Source organism: Pseudomonas sp. PS01301 (assembly GCF_029960215.1).
GTDB classification, from domain to species: domain Bacteria; phylum Pseudomonadota; class Gammaproteobacteria; order Pseudomonadales; family Pseudomonadaceae; genus Aquipseudomonas; species Aquipseudomonas coleopterorum.
This window is the reverse complement of sequence record NZ_JASCPM010000015.1, coordinates 1-22245: the sequence shown is the minus strand read 5'-3', so window position 1 is coordinate 22245 and position 22245 is coordinate 1. Positions and strand designations below refer to the sequence as shown.

Genomic DNA, 22245 nt, shown 5'->3' with positions numbered 1-22245 from the left:
ACCATGTCCGACACCCCCATGACCCCCGCCGAGTTCGAGCAGGCCTTGCGTGCCAAGGGTGCGTATTACCACATCTACCACCCCTATCACGTGGCGATGTACGAAGGCCGCGCGACCCGTGAGCAGATTCAGGGCTGGGTTGCCAACCGCTTTTACTATCAGGTCAACATCCCCCTCAAGGATGCCGCCATCCTGGCCAATTGCCCGGACCGCGAGATTCGTCGCGAGTGGATCCAGCGCCTGCTCGACCACGACGGTGCCCCCGGCGAAGACGGCGGCATCGAAGCCTGGCTGCGCCTGGGCCAGGCCGTGGGCCTGGATCCCGACCAGTTGCGGTCCCAGGAGTTGGTCCTGCCCGGCGTGCGTTTCGCCGTGGACGCCTACGTCAACTTCGCGCGGCGGGCCAACTGGCAGGAAGCGGCCAGCAGCTCGTTGACCGAACTGTTCGCACCACAGATCCATCAGTCGCGCCTGGACAGCTGGCCAGCCCACTACCCGTGGATCGATCCGGCCGGCTACGAATACTTCCGCACTCGCCTGGGCCAGGCCCGGCGCGATGTGGAGCACGGCTTGAGCATCACCCTGCAGCACTACACGACGGTCGAAGGCCAGCAGCGTATGCTAGAAATCCTGCAGTTCAAGCTCGACATCCTGTGGAGCATGCTCGATGCCATGAGCATGGCCTACGAGCTGAACCGCCCGCCCTATCACAGCGTCACCGACCAGCGCGTCTGGCACAAGGGGATCGCCCTATGAGTTTCGACCGTCAAAGCATCCCAAAATGGCGCCAAGGCTACCGCTTCCAGTACGAGCCCGCGCAGAAAGGCCATGTGCTGCTCTACCCCGAAGGCATGATCAAACTCAACGAGAGTGCCGGCGCCATCGGCGGGCTGATCGATGGTCAGCGCAGTGTGGCCACTATCATCGCCCAGCTCGAAGAACAGTTTCCCGGCGTACCGGAACTGGCCGAGGACATCGAGCAATTCATGGAGGTCGCCCGTGCACAGCACTGGATCGAACTTGCCCAGCCTGCCACCCACGCCTGAAGTCGGCCTGCCGCTTTGGCTGCTGGCGGAGCTGACCTACCGGTGCCCGCTGCAATGCCCGTACTGCTCCAACCCCCTGGACTTCGCAGCCCAGGGCAAGGAATTGAGTACCGAGCAGTGGTTCAAGGTGATGGCCGAAGCCCGCGAGATGGGCGCGGCCCAGATCGGTTTCTCCGGCGGTGAACCGCTGGTGCGTCAGGATCTTGCACAACTGATCGGCGAAGCCCGGCGGCTGGGGTTCTACACCAACCTGATCACCTCGGGCATCGGCCTGACCGAGCAGAAGATCGCTGACTTCAAGACCGCCGGCCTGGATCACATCCAGATCAGCTTTCAGGCCAGCGACGAGCAGGTCAACAATTTGCTGGCCGGCTCGAAGAAAGCCTTCGCGCAGAAGCTGGAAATGGCCCGTGCGGTGAAGGCCCATGGCTATCCGATGGTGCTCAACTTCGTCACCCATCGGCACAACATCGACAAGATCGACCGCATCATCGAGCTGTGTGTGGCTCTTGAGGCCGACTTCGTCGAGCTCGCCACCTGCCAGTTCTACGGCTGGGCCGAGCTGAACCGTGCGGGCCTGCTGCCCACCCGTGAGCAACTGGTACGCGCCGAGCGCATCACCAACGAGTACCGCGCCAAGCTGGAAGCGGCCGGCAGCGCCTGCAAGCTGATCTTCGTCACGCCCGACTACTACGAAGAGCGACCCAAGGGCTGCATGAACGGTTGGGGCAGCATTTTCCTCACCGTGACCCCCGACGGCACCGCGCTGCCCTGTCACGGCGCGCGTCAGTTGCCTGTGGAATTCCCCAACGTTCGCGATCACAGCCTGCAACACATCTGGTACGACTCCTTTGGCTTCAATCGCTTCCGCGGCTATGCTTGGATGCCCGAGCCCTGCCGCTCGTGCGACGAGAAAGAGAAGGACTTCGGTGGCTGCCGCTGCCAGGCCTTCATGCTGACCGGGGACGCTGCCAATGCTGACCCGGTGTGCAGCAAGTCACCCCACCATGGCGTGATTCTGCGGGCTCGCGAAGAAGCGGAACACGCCACCCAGACGATCGAACAACTGGCCTTCCGCAATGAACGAAACTCTCGCATCATCGCCAAAGCATGACCGCTTCAGCGCCTCCCAGGCCGTCGCCGCCGGGACCGATTTCGCCGAGCTTCGGGTCGGCCCCGCCGGCGTGTTCTGGAACGAGTTCCGCCCCCAGGATGGCGCTTGCCGTGTGTGGACCGAGCGCGACGGCGTGGCAACGTGCCTGACACCCGACGGTTACAGCGTGCGCAGCCGCGTCTACGAATACGGTGGTGGCTCGTTCTGCCTGGCGAATGACGAACTGGTGTTCGTCAACGAGGCCGACCAGCAGCTGTACCGTCAGCCGGTGACCGGTGGCCTGCCGCAGCCTTTGAGCTTCGGCCAGATGCGCTACGGGGGGCTGGAATATGCCGCAGGCCAGGTATTGGCGGTGGAGGAAGACGGCGACACCCATCGTCTGGTGGCCATCGACCTGGCCAGCGAGCGCCATCGCGTGCTAACCGAAGGCGCCGATTTCTACGCATCACCGGCGCTGAGCCCGGACGGCACCCGCCTGGCCTGGATCGAATGGGATCGGCCTCATCAACCCTGGACGCAAACGCGCCTGATGTGCAGCGAACTGGCGGCAGTCCCCGAGTGCGTGGCCAGTGGTTTCAGCCTGCAGCAGCCGCGCTTCGACGAACAGGGGCGGCTGTACTGCCTGTCCGACGCGCAGGGCTTCTGGCAACCCTGGGCCGAGGTCGGCGACGACTGGGCGCCATTGCCCGCCGCCAAGGCCGATCACGCCGCGGCCCCTTGGCAACTGGGTGCCTGCACCTGGTTGCCGACGAGCGACCAAGGCTACCTGAGCAGTTGGTTCGAAGCAGGCTTCGGCCGTCTGGGCCTGTGCGATGGGCAAGGCCAATGCGTGGACTACACCGGCGAGTACACCCGCTTTCGCGCGCTGGCCATGGACGCCGATCACCTCTACGCCATCGCTGGCTCGCCGGTGCAGCCATCGGCGGTGATCGCCATCGACCGCCATGACCACAGCGTACGCACCCTGGCGGGCGGCTATTCGCCATTGCCGGCCGAGCAGGTCAGCCTGCCGCACCCGCTCAGCTACCCCAGCGGCGGCGAGCAGGCACACGGCTTCTTCTACGCGGCACAGAGCGACGAGCGACATCCGCCTCTGGTGGTGTTCATCCACGGCGGGCCGACGTCGGCGTGCTATCCGGTGTTCGATCCGCGCATTCAATACTGGACTCAACGCGGCTTTGCCGTCGCCGACCTCAACTATCGCGGCAGCAGCAACCATGGCCGCGCCTATCGACACGCCCTGCATCTGCGCTGGGGCGAAACCGACGTGCAGGATGCCTGCGCTGTGGTCGAGTACCTGGCCGCTCAAGGCCGCATCGATCCGCACCGTGCGTTCGTGCGTGGCGGCAGCGCGGGTGGCTATACGGTGTTGTGCGCTCTGGCGTTCGCCAAGGTGTTCCGCGCCGGCGCCAGCCAGTACGGGGTCAGCGATCCGGCTGCCCTGGGGCGCGTCACCCACAAGTTCGAGAACGACTATCTGGACTGGCTGATCGGCGACCCGGACGTCGACCACCAGCGCTACGCCGACCGCACGCCGCTGCTGCATGCGGACCGAATCACCGCGCCGGTGATCTTCTTTCAGGGAGAGCTGGACGTAGTGGTCGTGCCGCAACAGACCCGCGACATGGTGGCTGCGTTGGAGGCCAACGGCATACCCGTCGAGGCGCACTACTACGCTGAAGAACGGCATGGCTTTCGCAATGCCGCAAACCTCGCGCATGCGCTGGAGCACGAGTGGCGGTTCTATCTGCAGGTGATGCAGGAGGACGACCGCGGACTGGTCGACCTGCTCTGAACGAGTGCCGGTGCGCTCGTCGAAGGACGAATTCACCGGCAACAGCGCTGTTACTTTCTGCTGGCGATGATGTACACCGCGTGGATGATGCCGGGGATGTAGCCCAGCAACGTGAGCAGGATGTTCAGCCAGAAAGCGCCACCGAAGCCCACTTGCATGAACACGCCGACAGGCGGCAGGAGGATGGCGAAAATGATGCGAATGATGTCCATGGTGCAGCTCCTTGAGGTCGATGCATAACAGACCTCGGGCCGCCCCCGGCGTTCCGCGTGGCGCTAAAGCTTGGCGTCGAGGGCATCGAGCAGACGCTTCAACGCGCCTTGGTTGGCCCGCATCACGGCCAGCCCGGCCTCTCCGCTGCGCACCGCATCACGCGGCAGTTCTATCCACTGTCGCACTGCCGTTGCCAGACCCTGTGCATCGTCGACCTCGACCAATGCACCAGCCTCGCGCAGCATCGCGCCGATCTCGAGAAAGTTGAACATGTGCGGCCCGCTCAGCACCGGCTTGGCCAGCGCGGCAGGCTCCAGCGGGTTGTGCCCGCCGTTGGCCACCAGGCTGCCGCCGACGAACGCGACGTCCGCCAGGGCATAGAGGAATAGCAACTCGCCCATGGTATCGCCCAGCAACACTTGGGTTGCCGCCGTGACCGGCTGATCGAGCGAGCGCTGCACCGTGGTGAAACCCTGGGCCTTGCACAACGCATGCATCGAAGCGAAACGCTCCTGGTGCCGCGGGACCAGAATCAGCAAGGTATCGGCATGGCTGGCGAGCAATTGGCGATGAGCGGCCAGGATCACCTCATCTTCACCCTCGTGAGTGCTGGCAGCGATCCAGACCGGACGTTCGCTGGCCTGCCACTGTTCGCGCAACCGAGCGGCGCGGACAGGCACGGCAGGGTCGACGTTGAGATCGAACTTGATCGAGCCGGTCACCTGTACACATTCGGGGCGCGCACCCAATGCCAGAAAACGCTCTGCCTCGACTTGCGTCTGCACCGCCAGCAGGCTCATTTCCGCCAGCATTGGCGCGGTCAACCGAGAGAAACGTGCATAGCCCCTGGCCGAACGCTCGGAGAGCCGGCCATTGGCCAATGCGACCGGAATGCCACGCCGGGCGCACTGGTGAATATGGTTGGGCCACAGCTCGGTTTCGATGATCACGGCCAGGCGCGGTCGTACATGGTCGAGAAATCGGCCGGATGCCCACGGCAGATCGTACGGCAGGTAGCAATGCTGGATGCGCGGCTCGCCAGCGAACAGTGCCTGGATGCGCTCCGACCCGGTCGGCGTCATGCAGGTCACGGTGATGGGCAGCTCGGGATGGCGCAGCAGCAACTGGCGGATCATGGGTGCGGCGGCAATGCTTTCGCCCACCGACACGGCATGCACCCAGATACCCCCCGGCTGCATCGGCGGCAGCCGGTAGGCGAAACGCTCGCCCAGGCGTTGCCCGTAGGCCGGCGCCTTGCGCGCCCGCAGCCACAGACGCACGGCCAGCAACGGCAGCCCCAGGTGAAACAGCAAGGTGTAGAGAGTTCTGTTCATGGCGGCGAAGTGTACTCAGGTCATGATCCTTGACCAAGTGCCCGCCGCAACCCTGCGAACCGATTGCCCGGCGATCACTCGAAATGGACGAACCCGCGCCGGCCGTGCATCGCCTAGAATGCCTGCATCGAACAGGAGCCCCACCATGAACGCCTACGCTTTTCTTGCCATCGCCATCTGCGCCGAAGTGATCGCCACTGTCTCCATGAAGGCGGTCAAAGGGCTCAGCACACCGCTGCCGCTGTTTCTGGTGGTGGCCGGCTATGGCATCGCGTTCTGGATGCTGACCCTGGTGGTGCGCACGGTGCCGGTGGGCATCGCCTACGCCATCTGGGCGGGCATGGGCATCGTCATGGTCAGCATCGCCGCCCTGTTCATCTACGGGCAGAAGCTCGACTTGCCGGCCATGCTCGGCATGTCGCTGATCGTACTGGGCGTAGTGGTGATCCAGCTGTTCTCGAAAACCACCGGGCACTGAGGCTGTATACTCCCCCGCCTGTCCTAGCCTGCGAGGTCTGCAATGCCGTCTGAACTGTCCACTGATATCGTCATCGTCGGCGCCGGTGTCGCCGGGCTCTGGCTCAACGCGCGGCTGCGCGCCCTGGGCTATTCGACGGTGCTGGTGGAGAACGCGCGCCTGGGCGGCGGGCAGACCTTCAAGGCCCAGGGGATCATTCATGGCGGTGCCAAATACGCCCTGCATGGCGCGCTGACCGGCGCCTCCGAAGCCATCGCCGACATGCCGCGCCGCTGGCGCGAAGCACTGGCTGGCCAGGGCGAACTGGACCTTTCGGGCGTGCGCCTGCTGTCCGAGGCGCATTATCTGTGGTCGCCGGGCACCCTGGCGGGCAACCTCACCAGCTTCTTCGCCAGCAAGGCCGTGCGCGGCCGGGTCGATCAGGTCAAGGGCGAGCAACTGCCGCCCGCTCTGCAGGACCGCGCGTTCAAGGGCAAGGTCTATCGCTTGGCCGAGCTGGTGGTGGACGTGCCCAGCCTGGTCGCTCGGCTCGCCGAGTTGGCCGGCGATGGGCTGCTGGCGGGCGAGCGGATCGAGCCACTGTATGACCAGAACCGGCTGGCCGGACTGATCGTTGATGGCCGGGTGATTCGCGCCCAGCGCGTGGTGCTCAGCGCCGGCGAAGGTATCCAGGCCCTGCTGGCGGAACTGGGCGTCGAACAACCCACGATGCAGCGACGGCCACTGCACATGGTGCTGGCCAAGGGCGCCAACCTGAAACCCTTGTACGCCCACTGCCTGGGCGGCGGGCCGAAGCCGCGCATCACCGTCACCACTCATCCGGGGGCCGACGGCCAATGGGTCTGGTACCTGGGTGGCGAGATCGCCGAAGCCGATGGCGTGGCTCGCGATCCGGCGCAGCAGATCGCCGCTGCCCAGAAGGAAATCGGCCAACTGCTGCCCTGGGTCGATCAAAGCCAGCTGCGCTGGGCCACCTTGCGGGTCAATCGCGCCGAGCCCGCTCAATCCGGGCTGGTGCGCCCGGACAATGCGTTTCTGGCCGACCAACCTGGCTTGCTGGTGGGTTGGCCGACCAAGCTGGCCCTGGCGCCGGATTTCGCCGACCGCGTTATCGCTGCCCTGCAGCGCGATGGCATTGCACCGCACAGCCATGCTCCCCTGCCAGAGCTGCCCAAGCCGGCCCTGGCCACACCTGTCTGGGATGAACTGCTGCCATGAGCCTGCCTACCCTGCACGACCTGCACCGCCCGCTGGGCGACACCGGCCTGCGGGTTTCCCCCCTGGGCCTGGGTACGGTGAAACTGGGCCGCGACCAAGGGGTGAAATACCCCAACGGCTTCACCATTCCCGATGACAGCGCCGCGCGCATGTTGCTGGGCCAGGCACGTCAGCTGGGCATCAACCTGATCGACACCGCGCCGGCCTATGGCATCAGCGAAGAGCGCCTGGGGCCGCTGCTGCGGGGTCAGCGGCAGGACTGGGTGATCGTCAGCAAAGTCGGTGAAGAATTCGAATCGGGCCAGTCACGCTTCGACTTCAGCGCCGAGCACACGCGTTTCTCGGTGGAGCGCAGTTTGAAACGCCTGGAAACAGACTTCATCGATCTGCTGCTGGTGCATTCGGACGGCAACGATCTGGATATTCTCCAGGGCTGTGAGGTGTACGAGACGTTGGCGGCGCTGAAGGCCGAAGGCAAGATTCGCGGCTTCGGCTTTTCCGGCAAAACCGTGCAGGGCGGGCTCAAAGCCCTGGAAACCGGGGACTGCGCCATGGTCACCTACAACCTGAACGAGCAGTCCGAGCGCCCGGTGCTCGACTACGCGGCCGCCCACGGCAAGGCCATTCTGGTGAAAAAGGCGTTGGCCAGCGGTCATGCCTGCCTGGCGCCGGGCGTGGATCCGGTACGCGCCAGCTTCGAGCTGCTGTTTGCTCACCCAGGCGTTGCCAGTGCTATTGTCGGAACGATAAATCCGCTGCACCTGTCCCACAACGTAGCGACAGCCGCTGCCGTGCTACTCAGGAATTGACGCCGCCGACGCGGCCGACCCCGACGCAAGAAGGAGCCGTAATGCCGCGTACCCTGACCCGAAAGAATCCAGGCAATTTCAAGACCCTGCCCCTTGCCGTCGATGCCACGCCCGAAGCCCTGAGCTATGAAGCCGTGGGCATGCCGTTGAATTTCGCCCAGACCCTGGAGCGGCGCAAACCGGTCGAGGTGAGTGACAGCGAACGCTTTCGCGTGGAACTGGCCAACCTCGGCGTGTCGGTCCGGCTGACCCTGAGCTGGCGTGGGCGCGACTACTGGGTGCTGGTGCGCCAGCGCCGCGAAGACCGCGGCGACGTGGTGCTCAAGCTGATCTCTGGCTATGTGCCGGCTCATGAAGTGAACCTGCCGCTGCACACGGCCATTCAGGAAATTGCCGAAGAATGCCTGCTGGAGACGTCGGAAGGTTGGCTAGGCGGGCGTTTCAACGATACCTGGCTGCCGACACCTTATGACCAGGTCTTGCGCTATCAGGAGAAGTTGCCCTTTCGTTTGAGCACCCGCTCCGGTGCGGCGCGGCCGGTGAAGTGCGGCAGCCTGAACCTGATCGAACGGCCACGAGCGTATGTGCATGTACCGACCGCTTCGTTGCAGCTGGTGTACGACTTGCGTCTGGAAGTGCCGCCGCAGGCCAAGGGGCTGAGCCTGTTCCACGTCGAGGAGCGGCTGGAAAAGGGCGAATTGATCACCCGCCTGAGCCGCAGCAAGCCTGACCTGTACCTGATTCCTTTGAAGGACGGGCAGCCGGTCGCCGAGCTGTACACGTTGAAGAAGGACAAGCTGCACACTGCCAGCACACGGGGTGTTTACCTGGCCGAGAGCTTCGCCGCACAGGATGGCTGGCTGGTACGCGACGAACGTGTGCGGTGGCGTGACTGGGTAGCGGAAAAAGGCCTCGCCATCCCGAAGAAGCCACGTACCAGCCTGGAGAAATTCAAGGTCAAGGCGCGAGTATTGGTGCGCAAGGTGCGCAGCGGTCTGCACAAGTAATCCCATTGTCCCGACCGGCTACCGTCGTGCGGTGTGCCTGGGAAACCGCGATGTGGCCGGACGCGGCTTGCGCCGCTGCTACAGGGGGTGTGGGCTGGAACCGTGGGGCGGCACTTGCGGTGTGCCTAGGAAACCGCGGCTTGCGCCGGCGGTGGATGCGGTCTCTGTAGCAGCGGCGCGAGCCGCGTCGGCGGTGGACGCGGTGCATTTGCGGGAACGCGGTAAAACCCGACGCTTCAACGGCTGCGGATTTTCTCGACGATGGCGGTGGTCGAGCTGTTTTCCACCAGGCCCAGCACTTTCACCGTGCCGCCATAAGCACTGACGATGTCGGCGCCTACCACCTGATCCACCGAATAATCACCGCCTTTGACCAATACATCCGGACGCACATGGGTCAGCAGGTTCTCCGGTGTACCTTCGGCGAAGCTGATCACCCAGTCCACTGCCCCCAGCCCGGCCAACACTGCCATGCGCCGGTCGACGCTGTTGATCGGGCGCCCCGGCCCTTTCAAGCGGCTTACCGAGGCATCATCGTTGACTGCCACGATCAGACGATCACCCTGGGCACGGGCCTGCTCCAGGTACGTCACATGACCGGCATGGAGAATATCGAAACACCCATTGGTGAACACGATGCGCTCGTTGTGCGCCCGCGCATCGTCGATCGCCAGCAGCAACTGCTCCAGGCTCAACACGCCACGCTCCGAACCTTCTTCGCGCTGGATCGCCCGGCGCAATTCAGGCGCGCTGATCGCCGCGGTCCCCAGCTTGCCGACCACGATACCCGCCGCCAGGTTGGCCAGCGCCACGGCATGGGGCAGTTCTTCGCCCGCCGCGATGGCCGCCGCCAGCGTGGAAATCACCGTATCGCCGGCGCCGGTCACATCGAACACTTCACGGGCTCGTGCAGGCAAGTGCAAGGCAGGATGCTCGGGGCGCAACAGGGTCATGCCGTGCTCGCCGCGGGTCACCAGCAAGGCGCCCAGCTCGAGGTCGCGCATCAGCGTGGCGCCCTTGGCCACCAAGTCCGCTTCATCGGCACAGCCGCCGACGATGGTTTCGAATTCACTGAGGTTGGGCGTGATCAGGCTGGCACCGCGATAGATCGAAAAGTCCTTGCCCTTGGGGTCGGCCAGCACCGGGATATCGCGTGCACGCGCCGCCTGGATCAGCGCCTGGTGATTCCTCAGGGCGCCCTTGCCGTAGTCCGACAGGACCAGCACCTTGACGCCGTCGAGCAACGCGTCGACCTCAGCGGCCAGCGCCGCTGGGTCGGTGGCGAACGCTTCTTCGAAATCGATGCGCAGCAATTGTTGATGGCGGCTCATGACCCGCAGCTTGACGATGGTCGGCTGGTGGGCAATGCGCTGGAACACCGCGGTGACGCCGGCGGCCTTGAGGCTGTCGCTCAGGCTGTCGGCGGCTTCGTCGGTCCCGGTCACGCCGACCAGGGAAGCCGGTGCGCCCAAGGCAGCGATGTTCAACGCGACGTTGGCAGCACCACCGGGACGGTCTTCGATCTGCTCGACCTTGACCACCGGGACCGGCGCTTCCGGGGAAATGCGCGAAGTACCGCCATGCCAGTAACGGTCAAGCATGACATCGCCGACCACCAATACAGGGGCCGATTCGAATCGCGGCATGGATAACTTCATGGGCAACCCACATACAAAATGAACAGGGCGGCGATATTAACACGCAAGCACCCGATAGGCCCGCCCCTGCCCTTACTGTGGGAGCAGGGCGGGCGGCCGAGCCCTCTGCCTGCGAAGAGGACGGCGCGGTATGGCAGGCAGACTGCAGTGAAGCCTTCGCGGGCAGAGACCCGCTCCCACAGTTCCGCTCCCACATACCAGATGCCGTGCCCGGCCCCCACCTGTGGGAGCGGGGCGGGCGGCCGAGCCCTCTGCCCGCGAAGAGGACGGCGCGGTATGGCAGGCAGATCGCGGTGAAGCCTTCGCGGGCAGAGACCCGCTCCCACAGTCCCGCTAACACATACCAGATGCCGTGGCCCGCCCCCCCTGTGGGAGCGGGGCGGGCGGCCGAGCCCTCTGCCCGCGAAGAAGACGGCGCGGTATGGCAGGCAGATCGCGGTGAGGCCTTCGCGGGCAGAGACCCGCTCCCACAGTTCCGCTCCCACATACCAGATGCCGTGGCCCGCCCCCCCCTGTGGGAGCGGGGCGGGCGGCCGAGCCCTCTGCCCGCGAAGAAGGCGACGCGGTATGGCAGGCAGATCGCGGTGAAGCCTTCGCGGGCAGAGACCCGCTCCCACAGTTCCGCTACCAATACCAGATGCCGTGCTCCGCCCCCCCCTGTGGGAGCGGGCTCTGCCCGCGAAAAAGGCGACGCGGTAGGGCAGGCAGATCGCGGTGAAGCCTTCGCGGGCAGAGACCCGCTCCCACAGTCTCGCTCCCACAACCCAACTCCCACAGCCCCACTCTCACAGTTCCGCTCTCACAGACCAGATGCCGTGCCCTGCCCCACAGAGCAAACAGGGGTCAGGTGATGTCGGTTTTCGCCGGCTCGTCCAGGCCCATGGCGTGCAGTCTGGCGTAATAGCCGTTCTGCGCGAGCAACTGGGCGTGGGTGCCACGCTCGACGATGCGGCCCTGGTCCATCACCAGAATCTGGTCGGCCTTCTCGATGGTCGACAGGCGGTGAGCGATCACAAGGGTGGTTCGCCCCTTCATGACGTGGTCCAACGCTGCCTGAATATGCCGCTCCGACTCGGTGTCCAGCGCCGAGGTGGCTTCGTCGAGAATCAGCACGGGTGCATTCTTGAGCAGCGCCCGAGCGATCGCCAGGCGCTGGCGTTGGCCACCGGACAACAGCACGCCGTTCTCGCCGACCTGCGTGTCGAACCCTTCAGGCAGGCGATCGACGAACTCCTTGGCATAGGCATCGGCCGCGGCCGCCACCACGTCCTCGCGCGGCGCGTCGGCCAGATCACCGTAGGCGATGTTGTTGGCGATGCTGTCGTTGAACAGCGTCACGCTCTGGGTCACCAGCGCAATGTGCCGACGCAGATTGCGCAACTGATAATCGGCGATCTCCACACCATCGAGCAGCACTTCGCCTTCGTTGTGATGATAGAAGCGTGGGATCAGCCCGGCCAAGGTCGACTTGCCACTGCCCGATCGCCCTACCAAAGCGATCATCTGCCCTGGTTTGGCGGTGAAATTGATGTCGTGGAGCACCTGCCGATCCGTGCCGGGGTAGGTGAAGTTGAGGTTGCGCACTTCCAGCAGGCCACTGACGCGCTCGCGTTCCACCGTGCCGGTGTCCAGCTCGGGGGCAACGTCCAATTGCTCGAAGATGCTTTCTGCACCGGCAACACCCTTCTGCACCGTGGAACTGACTTCGGACAGCTGGCGTATCGGCTTGGGCAGCAAGCCGGCTGCGGTGATATAGGCCACCAGATCACCGGCAGTGGCGTCGCCACGCATGTACAGCACCAGGAACATCAGCACGGCCATCGCGGTGTAGATCACCAGCTGCAGCATCGGCGTGTAGATCGCACCGGTCTTGGTCATGCGCAGTTGCTTGTCGGTATTGCCCTGGCTGGCCTTGGCGAAACGGGTCTGCTCGTAGCCTTCGCCGCCGAAGCTGCGGACCACCCGGTAGCCCTGGATGGTTTCGGATGCCACGTGGGTCACGTCGCCCATGGCGACCTGAATCTTCTTGCTCTGCTTGCGAAATTTCTTGCTCGTGCTGCCGACCATGACCGCAATCAGCGGAAGGATGGCAAGCATCACCAAGGTCAGTTGCCAGTTCATCCAAATCAGGTAGATGAACAGGAACACCACCGTCAGGCCTTCGCGGATCACCACCTTGATGGCATCGGTCGCAGCGCCCGTGACCATGGTCACGTTGAAGGTGATGCGCGAGATCAGGTGGCCGGAGTTGTGCGTGTCGAAGTAGCGGTTGGGCAGCACCAGCAGTTTGTTGAACAGCTCCACGCGCAGGTCGTGGACCAGCCCCAGCGATACCTTGGCCAGGAAGTAGTTGCCCAGGTAGGAACCCAGGCCCTGCCAGGCGGCGATCAGCACGATCAGGATCGGCACCGCCTGCAGCAGTTGCAGGTCGCGCAGGTAGGGCACGTTGGGAAACAGCACCGCTTCGGGATTGCTCAGGCCGTCGACGAAGTACTTCAGGATCCCGGCCAGCATGGGCTGGGTCGAGGCGAAGATCACGAAACCTAGGATACTGATCAGGAACATGCCCACGTAGGGGCGAACGTAGCTGAGCAGTCGCAAATAGATTTTCAGGCTTGAATCCTGTTCCGCTGGGCGCGGTGAATCACTCATCGTCTAACTCACTGTTGGCGTAGAACGGGAACTTTATCACAGGGGCCTGTATGAGCGGTCCGTGGCCGCAAAGGGCGCGCTGTGGTCTGCCTGACACACCGCGGCGCCTGGTTCGCGGCCAATGGCCGCTCCTACAGAAACACTGCCCCCGTAGGAGCGGTCCGTGGCCGCGAACCAGGCACTGCCGTGGGCCTGGCGGTAGAACATGCCGCCGCTTTTGGGCATCATGCCAACCGCCCTCTTCAATCAAGGCTTTATCACGATGCAATGCACCCGCCTTCCTCAGGCCGCTTTTGACACGCTGACCGCTGGCGCCAAGGTGTTGGAGGCCGACAGCCATGGCGCGAAAGTGTACCTGCTCGCGGACGGGAACATCCTCAAGCTGTTCCGTCGCAAACGCCTGTTTTCCTCGGCGTTGCTGCGTCCTTATTCGGCGCGTTTCATCGCCAATGCCCAGCGTCTTCAGCAACTGGGCGTGCCGACCTTGAAGGTGCTGCAGCACTACCGTCTGGACAAGCCCGGCATGACGGCCGTGCTGTACGAGCCCTTGCCCGGCAGGAATCTGCGCCAGTTGATGGACACTGCCGAGTTCACCTGGCAGGAGAGCCTTGAGCCTCTGATCGCCCTGGTCCGCCAGCTGCACCGCTGCGGGGTGTATTTTCGCTCGCTGCACTTGGGCAATGTGATCGTCACGCCCGAAGGGGCGTTGGGCTTGATCGACATGGCCGACATGAGCTTCACACGAGGGCCTTTGTCCAGGCGCTTGATCAAGCGCAATCTGGAGCATTTCTCCCGCTACCTGGAGCGCGAGCGATTGACCGCCTGCTTCCCGTTGGCAGAGCTGAACAAGGCCGTTCTGAAATAACACCAGGCCCGACGCAGTATGGCCGGACGCGACTTGCACCGCTGCTACAGGGGATCGCGTTGCCCGCCGGAAATCCGCACCACCCGCATCAGCGGCGCCCGCGGTGTCCCCGCATGAACACAACCCCTGTAGCAGCGGCGCAAGCCGCGTCGGCGGCCCACGCGGTGTCCCTGCAACAACACAACCCTGTAGCAGCGGCGCAAGCCGCGTCGGCGGCGCAGGCGATGTACCTGCAAGAACGCCATGCAGCTTTCCTCAACGCCCCAACGCCGCCTTACAAGTCCTTGCGCCAGAACAACTCATGGCGGCGCACTGCCTTGCGGAAGAATTCGTTCTCACCGGTGGCCGGCCAACGTCGACCCGCCAGCAACCACTGTAGCCAGCGCCGCACGCGACGTTTGAACGGGGCCGGCGGTTGCAGGTCGTGCATCATGCCCAGGGCCATGGCCTTGTCCATCTGCACCGTGGCGCTGACCGGCAGGCTGCACGGCACCAGCCGCTCGCGGGCATCGAAGAACGGCGGCAGGGCCACGCCCTCGCCTGCACTGCCCATGGGCCAGCGGTCGTTGTCATGCAAATGGTTGGCATAGCCCAGCAGATGGCGTGGCGGGTGTGCCAGCCCTTCCAGCGCCTGCAACACCGCCGCCTGGGCGCAGATGTGGTCGGGGTGTGGATCGATGCTCGCGTGCGGCATCACCAGCACCTCCGGTTGCGCACGCTGCAACAGCTCGCGCAGGTCCGCCACCAGGTTGTTCCAGGTCGGCGCGCCGTCGGCGTCAGCTGGCAAGGCGAAAGGATTGAGCTGGCGGAACGGGCGGATATCGGTCATGTCCGCCTCACGCGAGCCACACGACTGGTCAGGCGCTGCCTGCATGGCCGGCAATTGCAGGCAGAAATACCCCAACTGCACGCACTGCTCGGCCGGCACCCCGGCCCAGCGCGGCACGGCCAGGCTGTCCCAGGCCCGTAGCCGCCCCTTCAGGCGCGCCGCCTCGGCCGGCGCCAGCCCCATCGTCTGATAGTGCTCGGCTTCGATCTCCCCTGCCGTCACGGTCACGATCCAACTGCTCGCCGCCCGGCTGTACAAACCATAGGCCGCCAACTCGGCATCGTCGGCATGGGGTGCGATGACCATGACCCGCTGCTGGGTAAAATCCGGATGCTGGAAGCGCCACAACCGCGGTTCCCCGACGATCCGACAGAAACGCCCACGCACCCGCAGGCGGCCCTGGTTCAGTTCGTCAGCAAAGCCGCTCAGGTTCAGATAGCGCAAACCATCGACACCGCGCTCGAACGTCTGCCGGTCCGCCAGCTCGACGCCCTGCAGTTGCACGCACGGATCCAGGAATCGACCCAGCCAGGACGCTTTCACATCCACGGCCAGAATCAAGGTATCCGCCGCTTCCAGACGCTCCGCGACCTGCAGCAGGTCGCCGTTCAGGCTGACCCCGGCCAGCTCCGCGGTGCTGTCGAAGCTGTAGGCGTAATCGTCGCCGGGGGAATAGAACAAATGATCGGCAAACCACGCCTCATGGGCTACCCAGGCCAGCACCAGCAGGGGCAGCGGCAACCACCAGGCGATCAGTACCCCCGCCAGCAGCATCACCGCCAGCCCAGCCAGCAGCACACGCCGCTTATTGCGCCGATGCCGGGCGAGCAACGCCTGCTTGCGGCTCATGCCTGAAACACCGGAACGGGGTTGCACCAGCGGTCCTTGTATTCACGATCGGCCCGGCCGAACGAGAAACGCAGCGGCTTGTTCACCGCGCGGGCCTGTTCCCAGGCACTCTGGGTATTCAGATAACTGAGCACGCTGCCAGGGCTGAACGCACGGGACTGCGGATCCACACCACCATTGATGTACTCCACACTGACCCATTCCGGAGCCTCGACGCGGTACACCAACTGGATGGCGATGGGCGCATCGTCCAGCAGCAGCACCGACCCGATCATCAGCTCGCGCAGCATCTCGATGACCTCGCCCATGCGTTCGGCACCGGTTGCGGCAAAACCCCAGCGCCGCTGGAACAGATCGCAATAGATCGCCGCCAGCTCGGCGCTGCTGAACTCGGCGACAGGCTTCACCACCCCGCCCGCCTCTTCCAGCAGACGCAGTTCACGGCGCTGGTTGTAGCGAAACTTCTTCGACAAGTCTTCCGGCGTGCGCGCCATGGCCAGGCTTTCGGCCTGTGTCTTCAAGCCGCTGAAACGCCCTTGGTTCAGTTCGGACAGGTAACGGCCATGGTGACGCAGCGGCGCCTGGGCATCCTTGGCTGCCGGCAGGATCAACTCGGCATTGCCCAGATCGTACAAGCCCTTCTTGCCGTGCTGCTTGAGCACGTCCTTGGACAACGCCAGGTGACGACCCCAGGTGGGTATTGCCGCGACCAGTTCACCCGCGTGTTCCCAGCCCAGATAGCGCACCGGGATGCCGGCCAGCGCGGCCAGGCGCTCGACCACCAGTGGATGAGTGGCCACACTGCCGCCGAACTGTGTCCAGGCGTGGGCGTAGCTGGACGCATCCAGCGTTTGCCAGCCCCGCTCGCGCACGCTTTGCAATCTGTTGAGCATCATGTTTGCGCCGTCAGTGTCGTGACCATCGGCAGTTGCCAGAAGGCCCTGCGCACGGCGCGCTCGCAGAAGCAGGCGTCCAGGCGTTCGGCCATGAGCATTTCGTACCGCGCACGCTGGTAGCGATCCATTGTGGCCATGTGCTCCAGGCCCTGGGCCAGACGTTCGGCATCACCCTGCGGAAACAGGATACCGGCACCTTCGACGATCTCCGGCGCAGCGCCGCAGGCCGCCGCCAAGAGCGGCACATGAGCGACCATGGCTTCGAGCAGGACCATGCCCGAAGGCTCGTTGGTGGAACTCGAGGCGAACACATCGAACGCCTTGAAATACAGCCGGGCCTGCGGCACTTGGCCAAGCAACCGCACTCGCTCGGCGATACCCAGCTCCACGGCCAGGTCCTTCAGGTGCTGTTCCTTCTCCCCGGAGCCGATGATCACCAGCAGCGCTCGCTCAGACAGCTTTGCCAAGGCCAGGGCAAAACCGCGTAGCAAGGTGGCCTGGTCCTTGTCCGGATGCAGACGGCCCACGTTGCCAACGATCCAGGCATCGGGTGCAAGGCCCAGGGCCTGGCGGGCTTCGACCGCCGGCAGCAATTGCTTCTGCAGGGTGAAGGTATTCATGCGGGTATAGAGCGTGGCAATACGCTCCGATGCCCAGCCGGGCAGGCAGCGGCGAATGTCGTCGCGTACCACATCGGACACACCCAGCAGCCCCAGGCGTCTGCGGAACAACTGCACAAACAGCCGGCGCGAACGGCGTTGATAGGCACCGTTCGCATGATGCACGCCAATCACCCGCAGCGAAGTGCCCAACAGGGCAACGTAGACAGGCTCGAACTGGTGCGCGATGCAGAAAGCGAATGTTCGCGCAGCGGCAATCTTGCGCAGCTCGCCGATGGCACCGCGCTTCAGACCCGCCAAGGCCTCGGCGCTGCAGGCCATGAACAGCACTTCATCGCTCTCGCAGTCGGCGGCCACCCGAGCATCGGCTGCGCCGGTCAAAAACACGGTGGTGACCCGATAGCCACGGCCCACCAAAACGCCGGCGTATTGACGGGCGCCTTCGAGAAGCAGCCCGTCATAGCCGTGGCAGATTTGCAGTACATGACGCTCAGTCGAGCGTGTCATAGGCTTTGGCGCCCTCTTTGACCACCAGAATGTCTTCCATGATCAGGTACTGGAGGTCCGAGCCGTAGAACATGTTCAACGCATCGGTCGGCGAGCAGATCATCGGCTCGCCACGACGGTTGAGCGAGGTGTTGAGTGACACACCGTTACCGGTCAACTCTTCCAGGGCCTTCATCATGTCGTAGTAACGCGGATTGTATTCGCGCTTGAGCACCTGGGCGCGCGAGGTGCCATCTTCATGGACCACTTCCGGCACACGGGTCTTCCATTCTTCGGCCACCTCGAAGGTGAACGTCATGAACGGCGCCGGGTGATCGATCTTGATCATCTGCGGCGCGACGGTGTCGAGCATCGAGGGGCAGAAAGGCCTCCAGCGCTCGCGGAACTTGATCTGATGGTTGATGCGGTCGGCCACGCCCGGCACACTCGGGCAACCGATGATCGAACGACCACCCAACGCGCGTGGGCCGAACTCCATGCGCCCCTGGAACCAGGCCACTGGATTACCGTCGACCATGATCTGGGCGATCTGCTTGGGCATGTTGCCAAGCATGCGGCCCTTGGGCTTGTTCGGATGGCGCGCGCAGGCGGCGATCACGTCTTCGTTGGTGTAGGACGGGCCCAGGTACACGTGTTCCATTTTCTCCACGGGCACACCGCGGGCATGGGACACATAGGCCGCCGCACCCACCGCCGTACCGGCGTCGCCGGAAGCAGGCTGCACGAACAGCTCCTTCACATCCGGGCGGGCGATGATCTTCTGGTTGAGCTTGACGTTCAGCGCACAGCCGCCGGCGAAGGCCAGCTTGCCGGTCTGCTTGAGCACATCGCCCAGGTAGTGGTCGATCATCTGCAAGGCGAGCTTCTCGAACAGCGCCTGCATGCTGGCCGCGTAGTGGATGTACGGCTCGTCGGCGATGTCGCCTTCGCGTTTCGGGCCCAGCCACTCGATCAGCTTGGGCGAGAAATAGAAGCCCTTGCCCTTCTCTTTATAGCGGCGCAGGCCGATGACGTTGGCGTAGTCGGTGTTGATCACCAGCTCGCCGTTCTCGAACGAAGCCAGACGCGAGAAATCGTACTTGCTGGCATCGCCATAGGGCGCCATGCCCATGACCTTGAACTCGCCGTCGAGCATCTCGAAACCGAGGAATTCGGTGATCGCGCCGTACAGGCCGCCCAGCGAATCCGGGTCGAAGAACTCCTTGATCTTGTGGATCTTGCCGTTCTCGCCGTAGCCGAAAAAGGTGGTGGCGTACTCACCCTTGCCATCGATGCCCAGGATCGCGGTTTTTTCCTGGAAGCCCGAGCAATGGTAGGCGCTGGAGGCGTGAGCCAGGTGGTGCTCGACCGGTTCGATCTTGATCTTCTTCGCGTCGAAGCCCAGTTGCTCCAGGCAGAAGACGATCTTGTTGCGGTAGCGCTTGTAGCGGCGGTTACCCATCAACAGCGCGTCGAGGGCGCGGTCCGGGGCGTACCAATAGCGCTTGGCGTAATGCCAGCGCGCCTTGCCGAACAGGCTGATAGGCGCGAACGGAATCGCCACCACATCAACGTCCGACGGCTTGATGCCGGCTTGTTCCAGGCAGAACTTGGCCGATTCGTAGGGCATGCGGTTCTTTGCATGTTTGTCGCGCACGAAGCGCTCTTCTTCGGCGGCGGCAATCAGCTTGCCGTCGATGTACAGGGCCGCGGAAGGGTCATGGCTAAGGGCGCCGGACAGGCCAAGAATCGTCAATGCCAAGGGTCTAGCCTCTTTGAACGGAAGTAGATGCGCGGGCGGCCATCGAGGGCGGCGGGCGGCGAAAGGCCGGGATTATAGCGTAATACGCCACCACCCAACACCGCCCCTGCGGGAGCGCGGCTCTACCTGCGAAGCCCCCGGTGCCGGCCGCTTATATTTTGTGTTCATCGGAGACTGCGCGGCCAATGATACAAGGCATCAGGCGACAACTGCCGCAACTCCGCACTCTTGATGCAATGTCGCTGATAACCCAGGGCTATTTATGATGACCAGTGGAGTTCGCTGACGTAGAACTGGGCCTGACTAGTTTGCGTTTCATACAGCCAAATTTGGACAATTTTTAAGCTTGAGTCGGTTTGATCCTGGAATATATTCTCACCTACGACAAATCTTCCTCCAACAGTGCTTCCGTCATCAAAGGTAACTGTGGCGTGCTGATTCCACCCCTTGTCCACAATGTTAATAGCAACTCGTGATGCAGGTGCGAAAGGGGTAAGGTATATTCCTGGATAACTTCCGCCAGCGGCAATAACCTCGAGACATTTTCCAGCAATTCCGGACTCCTCGACCAGATCCGAGACCGTTAATGTGACGTAGCGCCACGCTTTAGTAATCGTCATCCCGTCCAATATCACTTCCGGGACTGGGCCAAGAGGAAAGCGTTCAAAGTCCTCAAACCCGCCTTTTGGACGCTCTACCTCAAACGGCAACGCCTCCGACGTCTTGGCCTCCGCCCCCTGCGTGCGCGCCACCTTGTAAACCACTGACACCGCCTTGAACACACTCGCCTCCACCTTCGCCCTAGGCACCAGAAACTCCACGGGCGTATTCGCATTGGTGACCCGCACCGCCGGGAAGTCCTGCGAAAGCGCTGCCGTCACCCCCACCCACTGGGCACTGACCCATTGGTCTACTACCATGCCGGTGTACGCGGCGGTGATCTTCACGCCTTCGGCGGGGATGTCCGTCGGGTCCAGGCGACCATCCACTACACCCGTAACGGTAGGTGCCGGCAGGGTCAGAGCTAGCTGTACGACATTCACATCGCTTGCAGGAAACATGATCGCTTCTCCTTCTGCAGCGTTGGCCGCGAAGGCGACCTTGAGTTGCAGGGTAAGTTGGGTTGCATTTTCCAGACGCAGCAGGAAGCCGCGCGATAGCCTGATACGTAATCCCGCCGACACCTGATCTGCATTGACGGCTTGTGCATTGGCCAGGGTCTCGACGTGCTGAGTGCCATCGTCCAATGTGGCGCTTGCGTGCAACCAATAGATCTGCCCCAAGCCAATCAATGGCCACGGAGTGGCCAGAACAGTGGCATCGCCGGCAAAGCGGTTGAGATCCAATACGGCTTCTACGATATTGGGCGGGACTAACTGCCCGGAAGTGAATGTCAGCACCTGCAGATTCAGCGCTTCGGACAAAGACCCTGGCACGCCCGCCAGGATGGGTAGATAAGACACCTGCACCGTCTTGCTCAATGATTCGGCCAGCACGGCGGCTGGAATTTCGGCTCGGACCTCTCCCGCGGTGGTGACCATAATCATATCGACGCCCAAACTTGCCCCATTTGAAAAAAGCCAGAGAGGCGCCACCGCATCGTTCACTTTCAACCGTGCATCGCGCAGCACGAAGCGCGCGATATTGGCCTGGGTGGTGCCAGGCTTGACAGGGCTCCACGAGGTGACCGGCGAGCCGGTATGGTCGTGAATTTCAGGCGCAGGCCAGGTTTCGCTCGTGGCATCCTGCACCGATATCAATAAGCTTTCGGAGACAGCCGTGGTGCCTGTCGGGGGGATCAACTCATACCAGACATGCACCGAACCATCGAGGTTAGGGTCCACGTAGCGTGCTTTGTCCACCCAAAAACTCAACTCGCCCAGAGCAGCGATCGGAAGTTCCAACGGTGGGCTGATGCTATAGCCCTCCCAATGCAGCCGCGCCTTGCCGCCCACATACGACAATGCGTTCACGGCGACCTTGACCGTCATCCCGCCAGCACTCAAGTCCGTCGGATCGAGCACATCATCGCGCTTCATTGCCAAGCTGAAGATAGGTCCAGGCAGCTGGGCGCCTGCGCCTGGCTGGATCAGGTCGCTGGTAACGCCACTGGGTTGAGCCCTGCGGATGGCGCGTAACAACAAAAGGGGTGGGTTTTTCACGCTGCATTACCTCGGATAGTGAAGCATTGGCACAGGCTTGGCTGCCACACCCGGTCGCTGGTTGGGCAGCGACCGGATAAGCGACCTTGCTTGTCGAGGGACAATGGTGAACGTACGCGGCTCAGAGGTTTCCCCGGTCCCCTGGAGCGCATGGGCCGTCAACGAGTGAGCACCTGTTGCAAGCCCCGTCAGACCCAAACTCCAGTTTCCACTGGCGCTCACCGCGGCGATGCCCTTGGAGTTTTGTGCGTCGTAGATCATCACCAGCTGACTGCCTGGGGCAGTGCCCGAAAGCGTCACACGGGTATCGAACGTGCTGCCGCCATGACTGACTTCGCCTTGCGAATCCTGCACGCTGACAATGACGGGCTGCGTCCTGGACTTGACGTTGAACGTGCGCGACGCGGACACCAGCCCTGTGCCATAGCGCGCCTTGGCAGTGATCGAATGCG

At 63.6% G+C, this 22245-nt stretch carries 18 protein-coding genes and 1 pseudogene; 9 read left to right on the top strand and 10 right to left on the bottom strand.

The genetic code is table 11. The features are described 5' to 3' along the window. Window positions 1-3 precede the first annotated feature (3 nt). Genes pqqC through QMX89_RS10335 form a run of 4 tightly spaced genes read left to right on the top strand, consistent with a single transcriptional unit; the run spans window position 4 to window position 3955 of the window. Window positions 4-756 carry a pyrroloquinoline-quinone synthase PqqC gene (gene pqqC / locus QMX89_RS10350; protein WP_049862450.1) on the top strand — a complete coding sequence of 251 codons (753 nt, stop codon included), beginning with the start codon at window positions 4-6 and terminating at the stop codon, window positions 754-756. Continuing rightward, the gene (pqqD, locus tag QMX89_RS10345) at window positions 753-1046 is read left to right on the top strand and encodes a pyrroloquinoline quinone biosynthesis peptide chaperone PqqD (protein ID WP_282348077.1); all 294 of its coding nucleotides are present in this window, start codon (window positions 753-755) and stop codon (window positions 1044-1046) included. Before pqqC ends, pqqD begins: the two co-directional genes overlap by 4 nt. After that, window positions 1000-2160, top strand: a complete 1161-nt coding sequence (pqqE, locus tag QMX89_RS10340) for a pyrroloquinoline quinone biosynthesis protein PqqE (RefSeq protein WP_056845284.1) — start codon at window positions 1000-1002, stop codon at window positions 2158-2160. The genes pqqD and pqqE overlap by 47 nt, the downstream gene beginning before the upstream one ends. Then, on the top strand, window positions 2126-3955 hold the full coding sequence (locus tag QMX89_RS10335; protein WP_282348076.1) for a S9 family peptidase: 1830 nt from the start codon (window positions 2126-2128) through the stop codon (window positions 3953-3955). Before pqqE ends, QMX89_RS10335 begins: the two co-directional genes overlap by 35 nt. 50 nt (window positions 3956-4005) lie before the next feature. Here QMX89_RS10335 and QMX89_RS10330 read toward each other — a convergent pair whose 3' ends face one another. Beyond that, window positions 4006-4167 (bottom strand): YqaE/Pmp3 family membrane protein, encoded by a 162-nt coding sequence (locus tag QMX89_RS10330; RefSeq protein WP_082223739.1) that lies wholly within the window; start codon window positions 4165-4167, stop codon window positions 4006-4008. Between the two features lie 63 nt (window positions 4168-4230). Further along, window positions 4231-5502: a lipid IV(A) 3-deoxy-D-manno-octulosonic acid transferase gene (waaA, locus tag QMX89_RS10325; protein ID WP_282348075.1), complete on the bottom strand. Its 1272-nt coding sequence runs from the start codon at window positions 5500-5502 to the stop codon at window positions 4231-4233. Between the two features lie 145 nt (window positions 5503-5647). Between waaA and QMX89_RS10320 the strand changes: the two genes are divergently transcribed. From QMX89_RS10320 to QMX89_RS10305, 4 genes are read left to right on the top strand one after another with little or no spacing between them, the layout of a single operon-like run. Then, window positions 5648-5980: an SMR family transporter gene (locus QMX89_RS10320; protein ID WP_282348074.1), complete on the top strand. Its 333-nt coding sequence runs from the start codon at window positions 5648-5650 to the stop codon at window positions 5978-5980. A gap of 42 nt (window positions 5981-6022) precedes the next feature. Next, entirely contained in the window at window positions 6023-7198 is a 1176-nt protein-coding gene (locus QMX89_RS10315) for an FAD-dependent oxidoreductase (protein WP_049862456.1), read from the top strand. Beyond that, a complete protein-coding gene (locus QMX89_RS10310) occupies window positions 7195-8007 on the top strand; it encodes an aldo/keto reductase (RefSeq protein ID WP_049862457.1) in 813 nt (270 codons plus the stop codon). The genes QMX89_RS10315 and QMX89_RS10310 overlap by 4 nt, the downstream gene beginning before the upstream one ends. A gap of 41 nt (window positions 8008-8048) precedes the next feature. Continuing rightward, window positions 8049-9014, top strand: coding sequence for a metal ABC transporter ATPase (locus QMX89_RS10305; protein WP_282348073.1), 966 nt, complete (start codon window positions 8049-8051; stop codon window positions 9012-9014). A gap of 236 nt (window positions 9015-9250) precedes the next feature. Here the strand turns inward: QMX89_RS10305 and hldE are convergent, their stop codons facing one another. Both hldE and msbA read right to left on the bottom strand, forming a co-directional pair. After that, window positions 9251-10672 carry a bifunctional D-glycero-beta-D-manno-heptose-7-phosphate kinase/D-glycero-beta-D-manno-heptose 1-phosphate adenylyltransferase HldE gene (gene hldE, locus QMX89_RS10300; protein ID WP_049862459.1) on the bottom strand — a complete coding sequence of 474 codons (1422 nt, stop codon included), beginning with the start codon at window positions 10670-10672 and terminating at the stop codon, window positions 9251-9253. An 843-nt stretch (window positions 10673-11515) separates the two neighbouring features. Next, window positions 11516-13324 carry a lipid A export permease/ATP-binding protein MsbA gene (gene msbA, locus QMX89_RS10295; protein WP_282348072.1) on the bottom strand — a complete coding sequence of 603 codons (1809 nt, stop codon included), beginning with the start codon at window positions 13322-13324 and terminating at the stop codon, window positions 11516-11518. 262 nt (window positions 13325-13586) lie between these two features. On the opposite strand from msbA, the gene QMX89_RS10290 reads away from it, so the two are divergent. Next, window positions 13587-14189, top strand: a complete 603-nt coding sequence (locus tag QMX89_RS10290; protein ID WP_056845335.1) for a lipopolysaccharide kinase InaA family protein — start codon at window positions 13587-13589, stop codon at window positions 14187-14189. Window positions 14190-14463: 274 nt separating this feature from the next. Here the strand turns inward: QMX89_RS10290 and QMX89_RS10285 are convergent, their stop codons facing one another. The 6 genes and pseudogenes from QMX89_RS10285 to QMX89_RS10260 all read right to left on the bottom strand — a co-directional run. Next, window positions 14464-15867: a PIG-L family deacetylase gene (locus QMX89_RS10285; protein ID WP_282348124.1), complete on the bottom strand. Its 1404-nt coding sequence runs from the start codon at window positions 15865-15867 to the stop codon at window positions 14464-14466. Next, a complete protein-coding gene (locus tag QMX89_RS10280; RefSeq protein ID WP_282348123.1) occupies window positions 15864-16760 on the bottom strand; it encodes an antimicrobial resistance protein Mig-14 in 897 nt (298 codons plus the stop codon). Before QMX89_RS10280 ends, QMX89_RS10285 begins: the two co-directional genes overlap by 4 nt. Next, window positions 16760-17890 (bottom strand): glycosyltransferase, encoded by a 1131-nt coding sequence (locus tag QMX89_RS10275; RefSeq protein ID WP_282348068.1) that lies wholly within the window; start codon window positions 17888-17890, stop codon window positions 16760-16762. The genes QMX89_RS10280 and QMX89_RS10275 overlap by 1 nt, the downstream gene beginning before the upstream one ends. Continuing rightward, window positions 17874-19631, bottom strand: coding sequence for a carbamoyltransferase (locus QMX89_RS10270; RefSeq protein ID WP_122743287.1), 1758 nt, complete (start codon window positions 19629-19631; stop codon window positions 17874-17876). The genes QMX89_RS10275 and QMX89_RS10270 overlap by 17 nt, the downstream gene beginning before the upstream one ends. Before the next feature lie 260 nt (window positions 19632-19891). After that, entirely contained in the window at window positions 19892-21793 is a 1902-nt protein-coding gene (locus tag QMX89_RS10265; protein WP_282348066.1) for a hypothetical protein, read from the bottom strand. 6 nt (window positions 21794-21799) lie between these two features. Next, window positions 21800-22245 (bottom strand): annotated as a pseudogene (locus tag QMX89_RS10260) (hypothetical protein); the annotation flags it as partial.

Coding starts and splice junctions, on each gene's coding strand:
- QMX89_RS10305 (WP_282348073.1), top strand. CDS start 8,049: ATGCCGCGTACCCTGACCCGAAAGAATCCAGGCAATTTCAAGACCCTG.
- hldE (WP_049862459.1), bottom strand. CDS start 10,672: ATGAAGTTATCCATGCCGCGATTCGAATCGGCCCCTGTATTGGTGGTC.
- QMX89_RS10280 (WP_282348123.1), bottom strand. CDS start 16,760: ATGCTCAACAGATTGCAAAGCGTGCGCGAGCGGGGCTGGCAAACGCTG.
- pqqD (WP_282348077.1), top strand. CDS start 753: ATGAGTTTCGACCGTCAAAGCATCCCAAAATGGCGCCAAGGCTACCGC.
- QMX89_RS10275 (WP_282348068.1), bottom strand. CDS start 17,890: ATGACACGCTCGACTGAGCGTCATGTACTGCAAATCTGCCACGGCTAT.
- QMX89_RS10320 (WP_282348074.1), top strand. CDS start 5,648: ATGAACGCCTACGCTTTTCTTGCCATCGCCATCTGCGCCGAAGTGATC.
- QMX89_RS10290 (WP_056845335.1), top strand. CDS start 13,587: ATGCAATGCACCCGCCTTCCTCAGGCCGCTTTTGACACGCTGACCGCT.
- pqqC (WP_049862450.1), top strand. CDS start 4: ATGTCCGACACCCCCATGACCCCCGCCGAGTTCGAGCAGGCCTTGCGT.
- QMX89_RS10330 (WP_082223739.1), bottom strand. CDS start 4,167: ATGGACATCATTCGCATCATTTTCGCCATCCTCCTGCCGCCTGTCGGC.
- QMX89_RS10335 (WP_282348076.1), top strand. CDS start 2,126: ATGAACGAAACTCTCGCATCATCGCCAAAGCATGACCGCTTCAGCGCC.
- QMX89_RS10315 (WP_049862456.1), top strand. CDS start 6,023: ATGCCGTCTGAACTGTCCACTGATATCGTCATCGTCGGCGCCGGTGTC.
- msbA (WP_282348072.1), bottom strand. CDS start 13,324: ATGAGTGATTCACCGCGCCCAGCGGAACAGGATTCAAGCCTGAAAATC.
- QMX89_RS10285 (WP_282348124.1), bottom strand. CDS start 15,867: ATGAGCCGCAAGCAGGCGTTGCTCGCCCGGCATCGGCGCAATAAGCGG.
- QMX89_RS10310 (WP_049862457.1), top strand. CDS start 7,195: ATGAGCCTGCCTACCCTGCACGACCTGCACCGCCCGCTGGGCGACACC.
- waaA (WP_282348075.1), bottom strand. CDS start 5,502: ATGAACAGAACTCTCTACACCTTGCTGTTTCACCTGGGGCTGCCGTTG.